Annotated in this window: 3 protein-coding genes; 1 reads left to right on the top strand and 2 read right to left on the bottom strand. The window is 74.7% G+C overall.

Annotation, left to right across the window (positions count from 1 at the left end; translation table 11 throughout):
* Positions 1–471 precede the first annotated feature (471 nt).
* A complete protein-coding gene (locus tag SSBG_RS14700; protein WP_008746902.1) occupies positions 472–1,395 on the top strand; it encodes an HAD family hydrolase in 924 nt (307 codons plus the stop codon).
* Positions 1,396–1,487: 92 nt separating this feature from the next.
* On the opposite strand, the gene SSBG_RS14695 is transcribed toward SSBG_RS14700, so the two are convergent.
* Both SSBG_RS14695 and cydC read right to left on the bottom strand, forming a co-directional pair.
* Complete coding sequence (locus SSBG_RS14695) at positions 1,488–2,573, bottom strand: M23 family metallopeptidase (RefSeq protein ID WP_234010532.1); 1,086 nt, start codon at positions 2,571–2,573, stop codon at positions 1,488–1,490.
* A 218-nt stretch (positions 2,574–2,791) separates the two neighbouring features.
* Positions 2,792–3,994 (bottom strand): thiol reductant ABC exporter subunit CydC (gene cydC, locus SSBG_RS14690; protein ID WP_037869793.1); only part of this gene is annotated, 1,203 nt, incomplete at its 5' end.

Below are 3,994 nucleotides of genomic sequence, written 5' to 3'. Positions count from 1 at the left end.
CGGGGGCAAGGGAGCGGGGTATCGGGCGGGGGCGCGGCGCGGGGGCGCGTTCGGGACGTACGCCCCCTGTCGTCGCTGACGCCGCTGACCGGAAAGCGGTGTCCGCCCAGGACACGGGGTTTGGCCCGTGACGGTATGGGCGCGGGCGGCGGGTTCCGCTCCGAGGGGGCGCGAATGGCTCATCTGTGCGGGAAGCCGCACGCCCGTGCTGGCATATGCGCCACAATGCCAAACGTGACCTCAGCGACCTCTCCGACCGCAGGGCCTGCGGCCGTCCAGCCCGGTACGAACCGTCCGTCCCGGTCCTCGCAGTCCGGCGCCCGCGCGAAGGGCGAGCCCTCGGCCGCACCGGTGCGCGTGGTCACCGATGCGGAGCCCGCCCACGAGCCGCACGTCCATGACGGAGAACCGCCGGCCGGTACGGGCGAACCGTCGGCCCGCGCCGACGGGAGAGCCGTGAGCGCCCACCGGCTGCGCCTCGCGGGCGGCTCCGAGCGGCCCGGCCCGCCTTCGGTCTCCGCCCGCGCCTGGCCGGAGATCCCGCCGGGCCCCCGGCCACGGCTCATCGCGACCGACCTCGACGGCACGCTGCTGCGCGAGGACAAGACCGTCTCCCCGCGCACCCTCGCCGCCCTCGCGGCGGCGGAACGCGCGGGTGTCGCCGTCTTCTTCGTGACCGGGCGCCCTGCCCGCTGGATGGACGTGGTCGCGGGGCACGTGGACGGTCACGGCCTCGCGATCTGCGGAAACGGCGCGGCGGTCGTGGATCTGCGCACCCCCGACCGGGAGCGCGGGGTGCCCTACCGTTTCGTACGGGTCCGGCCGCTCCCTTCCGCGACGGTGCTCGACGTCGCCGAGCGCCTGCGACGGGCAGCGCCCGGAACGCAGTACGCGGTCGAGCGCACGGGCGGCATCCACCACGAGCCGGGCTACCCGCCCCTCCACCTCGACCCCGCTTCGAGCATCGCCCCGATCACGAAGCTGCTCGGACTCGACTCGGGGACGCCGCCGGAGGGGGACGCGTCCGAACCGGTGCTGAAACTGCTCGCGCACCACTGCGAGCTGGCGCCGGACGCCTTTCTCCGGCTCGCGAGGGACACGGTCGGGGACCTCGTCGCCGTCACCCGCTCCAGCCCGACCGCGCTCCTTGAGATCAGCGCACGCGAGGTGTCCAAGGCGAGCACGCTCGCCCAGTGCTGTGCGGAACGGGGCATCGCTCCCGAGGAGGTCATCGCCTTCGGGGACATGCCCAACGACATCGAGATGCTGACCTGGGCCGGGCGCTCCTGGGCGATGGGCAACGCCCACCCGGAGGTCCGCCTCGCCGCCTCCGCCGTCACGCACCCCAACACGGAGGACGGGGTCGCCGCGGTCATCGAGCGGCTGCTGGCCTGAGCGGTCCACACGTACGGGCGGAGGGCGCCACGCCCGCCGCCCGTCCCCGCGTCCGCCGCCCGCCGACGCACGCACCGACGCGCCGCCCCGGCTTACTCCACCCGGACCCCGTGTTCCCGCAGCCACGGCAAGGGTGAGACCGCCGAGCCGTAGTCAGGGGTCAGCCGGACCTCGAAGTGCACGTGCGGGCCGGTCGAGTTCCCCGTCGTGCCGGACTGGGCGATCCACTGGCCCGTCCGCACGGTCTCCCCCTGGTCCACGGCGACCGAGGAGAGGTGTGCGTACTGCGTGTAGTAGCCGCCGGGGTGCCGGAGCACGACTTCGATCCCGAAAGGTCCCCCGCAGGAGACCCGCACCACGTGTCCCCCGCCCACGGCGCGGACGGGCGCGCCGATGCCGACCGCGAAGTCCTGACCCGTATGTCCCTGGGACCAGTGGCTCCCCGAACCGCCGAAGCCCGCTGACAGGACGAAGTCCTCCACCGGGGTCACCCACGGTTCCTTCGGGTACTCCGAGGCCGCCTGCTCGATCCGGTTCGCGCCCCGGCAGCGTCCCGCGAGCACCGCGCTCTCGCCCTGCGCCTGGAGCCGGGCCCGCGCGCTCTGGAGCTTCGCGTCGATCTGCCGCTTGAGCGAGGCCAGGTGCGCCGTGCGCGCCTCCACGGCCTCCCGGTTCGCCCGTACCTTTCGCTCGGCTCCGGCCAGAGCGCTCGCGGCGTCGGCGGAGCGCTGCACGAGGTGGGTCACGGCCCGGTCCGCGTTGCTCGCGAACCCCGCGTTCTCCATCAGGGCCTCGGGGTCGTCCGAGAAGAGCAGGTTCGCGGTGAGTGAGAGGCCGTCGTCATGGGCCCGGTACTGCGCCCGCGCGAGCCTGCCCACGTCCTTGCGGAAGAACCTCAGCCGCTGCCGTTCCTTCGTGAGGCGCGCCTCCAGCACCTTGGACTTCGCCCGCTGGGCTGTGACGGCCTTCCGGACCTCCTCGTACTTCGCGGTGGCCTGGGCCGCCTCGCGGTACAGGACCGCGACCGCCGCGCTCGGTGTCCCGGGCCCGTCACCCTCCTGGTGGTCCGCCCCCGCCGCCGGGACCGTCAGCCCGAGGGCGCCGAGCAGCAGAAGACACAGGGCCGAGGCCACGACAGTGCCGCGCAGGGGTGCGGGGGTTCCGGTACGGAGTGCCATGCCCCGGATCGTGGGCGTGCCGAGGAGCGGGCGCCTCCGCAGCGCGTACAGCCGGGGGACCCGCTGGGCCGTACGAAGGACAACGGGAGGTTGACGATGTTTCACGTGAAACATCCACCCCGAACCGCGCGCAGACGATGTTTCACGTGAAACATCGTCACTCGCTCCTCACGCAGGGCGATCAGCGCATCCTGCCTCGCGCACCCGCTCCCCCGTCCTCAGCGCGCGGCAGCCACGGTCTCCCGCGCCGTGGCGCCGTCGTCCTCGGCGGGAGCGGCACTGAGCGGCGTCTCCCCCGTCGCTCCGCGCAGGGCGTCCGTCGCCCGTTCCTGGCGCCACATCCGGTGGAGCGGGCCCGGGGTGCGCAGCAACGTGGCCACGTCACCGCGCTGCACGACGCGGCCCTGATCGAGGACGACGACCTCGTCCACCGCGCCTTCGAGGCCCGCGAGGCGGTGGGTGATGAGGAGCGTCGTGCGGCCCTCGGTCGCGGCGAGCAGGTCGCTCGTGAGCGCGTCGGCGGTCTCCAGGTCGAGGTGCTCGGCCGGCTCGTCGAGGACGAGGACGGGGAAGTCCGCGAGGAGCGCGCGGGCGAGCGCGAGCCGCTGGCGCTGACCGCCGGAGAGCCGCGCCCCGTGTTCGCCGACGAGCGTCCCGAGCCCCTGCGGCAGCGTGTCCACCCAGTCGAGGAGCCGGGCGCGCGCGAGCGCCGCGCGGACCTCGGCCTCGGTGGCGTCCTTCCGCGCGAGGAGCAGGTTCTCGCGCACGGAACTGTCGAAGACGTGCGCGTCCTGGGCGCACAGGCCGACGATCCGGCGTACCGCGTCCCCGTCGAGCGCCGCGGCGGGCGTGTCACCCAGGCGGTAGGTGCCGCTCTCCGTGTCGAGGAAGCGGAGCAGGACGTGGGCGAGCGTGGTCTTGCCCGCGCCCGAGGCGCCGACGACGGCGATCCGCCGTCCCTCGGCGAGGGTCAGGTCCACGCCGTCGAGCGCGGGACGCGCTGCGCCCGGGTGCCGTGCCCCGAGCCCTTCGAGGCGCAACGGGAACGCGGAGCCGGGCGTCTCGGCGGGCCGCTCGGGTTCCCGTACGGGCGCGGGTGCGTCCAGGACCTCGTAGACCCGCTCCGCGCCGCGGCGTACGCGCTGCCGCTGGCGCGCCGCGAGCGGCAGGCCGAGGACCGCTTCGAAGGCGGCGAGCGGAGTGAGGACGACAACGGCGAGAGCGACGCCGGAGAGGCGGCCGTCCGCGACAGCGTTCGCGCCGACCGCCGCCGCGCCCGCGACGGTGAGCCCCGTCAGAAGTGCCATAAGGCCGTCGCCGACCGCGGTCAGCGCGGAGGCGCGCGCCGCGATTCCGGTGAGTTCCACGTCGGCCGCCCTCGCGGCCCGCAGCCGGGCGGGCAGCGCCCCCGCGACGGTGAG

The organism is Streptomyces sp. SPB074 (genome assembly GCF_000154905.1).
GTDB lineage: Bacteria > Actinomycetota > Actinomycetes > Streptomycetales > Streptomycetaceae > Streptomyces.
This window is presented reverse-complemented; position numbering and strand designations above follow the sequence as displayed.

What these genes read in the sequence shown, in the direction of transcription:
- SSBG_RS14695 (WP_234010532.1), bottom strand. Translation starts at nt 2,573, where the DNA reads ATGGCACTCCGTACCGGAACCCCCGCACCCCTGCGCGGCACTGTCGTG.